Annotated in this window: 2 protein-coding genes; both read right to left on the bottom strand. The window is 47.7% G+C overall.

What is annotated here, in order from left to right:
• A partial coding sequence (locus APH27_RS25435; protein ID WP_156335917.1) for a hypothetical protein occupies positions 1 to 715 on the bottom strand: 715 nt, incomplete at its 3' end.
• Positions 716 to 767: 52 nt separating this feature from the next.
• Positions 768 to 1,757, bottom strand: a complete 990-nt coding sequence (locus APH27_RS25430) for a DUF2515 family protein (RefSeq protein WP_256250735.1) — start codon at positions 1,755 to 1,757, stop codon at positions 768 to 770.
• Between the last annotated feature and the right edge of the window lie 60 nt (positions 1,758 to 1,817).

Below are 1,817 nucleotides of genomic sequence, written 5' to 3'. Positions count from 1 at the left end.
CGCGTTCCTGGGCCATGCGTTTGAGTTCGGCGGGAAGGAGGGTTGTCCATTGTTCACGGTCGTCGCTTTCGACGAAGCTTTTATAGAATTCGGCCTCTGTCTGGAAATTAAGCGAAAACAAATAGGTACCATGTTCTTGTGGCGTTTGGAGGCTATTCTTGCGTTGCACACGAAGCTGCAAATAATTGCCATTTTTATAGAAATACCAGCTGCTGATCGTTGGCATGGCCAGCCAATCTGTTTGGTTTAGTTTTAATGCAGGATCTTTCCATGGGCCCGTGCCGACAGGCACACCTAGCACTTCATCAAAGCGATCAAATTTTTTGGCCTCAGCTCCAGGTATTCTCGCTTCGCCAGGAAAAATATAGCGCTGCCACCCCGTGGCTGTAATTTTATCTAGTGTTTCATAAAAATAAATGATGGCCTCGGCGTGCCTGGAGTTTTCAGTCACGCCTCCCAGAATAATGTTGGTGTCGGTAATGATGCTGTCATTTTGCGTGATGAATACCGCGCTTATGACATCGTTAAAGATCAATGGGCTCCCGCTAGATGTGAGGAATGCTGTCGCTTTGTTAGTGCTTTCTGCGGGGATGTCAAAGTCGTAAAAACACAAACTGGAATTACAGTCTTTGTCAAATGAGGCGGTAGAACTCGATAGCATATTTTCAATGGTGCCGTTCAGATCAGATCTGATGGTTAGTGCGTCTTTGTTCATGCTCGAGTCTCCGCAGGCGGTTAGCGTGGTGAAGAGGATTGCGCAAATTATCTTACGCATGATCCCACCAGGTGGCTATCGTGCCAATTATTGCTTCCATTGATTTCTGGTCTGTGGTCATGAGTTTGTGGTATTTGTCAGCGATTTTTGTGATAAATTTCATCCTGTCTTTATCGTTATATAGATCGCCTTTGGTCATGATTACGTCAAGTTCTGGGTTTCCCGTTTCACACTGCGTGCTGAATGCTGCCAATCTGCGAGGCACACCAAACTTACCTTCCATCTTGGCCTGGCCATCTAGAAGCAGCTGAAAGTCCCAGTTTTCGTAAATAAGCGGCTGCAAAATACAAAGCTGCTCGTGGTCGGCGATTTTCATCAATGATGCTAATTGGAGATCCCTGCGCGACCTCAAATCTTTCACGCGTTCGACTTGCTGGATGAGGGCAAAGCCTTCTTCTAGCGGCGGAGTTTTTGCCAAGAATTTCACCTTGGGCAGAGCGTCATCAGCCCAAGGAAGTTTCTGGAATGCCTCTTTGAAGCCGCAGACATAGCTATTCCAATTTCGTTCCGGGACGGCACTGCTGAACTCGTCGGGGTAGTTTATGTAAAACCAGTGCCATACAAAAATATCCTGGAACAACCAGAAGTTCCCTTCCCCCAAATGCATCATGGTAATGTCAAAAAAAGGCGCGGCTGCCACAGTCCAGCGCCATTTGCTATTGCTTGAGTAATCCAGTGCGCACATGACCTGCTTGCTGGCGAACGCAGCAAGTCCAGTCCAGTAGAACCGGCCTTTAAGTTCAGGCTTGCCATTTTTCTCCAGCTCAAGATAAATCCGTGCGTAGTTACCAGCGATGCGCTCTGCTCTCGTACTGAAATCCTTGATTAACTCATACCGTGCAGTGTCTTTGAACTCCATGCGGGTTTTCACCGATAGCCGTCTTACCGCTTCTTGCTGGCCGAGTGTCCACAGCTCGTTGTAATGGAGGTTGGGCTTGTTTTCAGAGCACGCTTGCTCATTGAATTTAAAATCCTGCTTCATGATTTGTTTCTCGGCACAAATGTGTCAGCACCTGCCGGCACCACCAACTCATCGGGTACG

The organism is Pseudomonas sp. NBRC 111123, assembly GCF_001320205.1.
Lineage (GTDB): Bacteria > Pseudomonadota > Gammaproteobacteria > Pseudomonadales > Pseudomonadaceae > Aquipseudomonas > Aquipseudomonas putida_J.
Note: the sequence above shows the minus strand (reverse complement) of the source record. Positions and strands in the feature narration are given on the sequence as shown.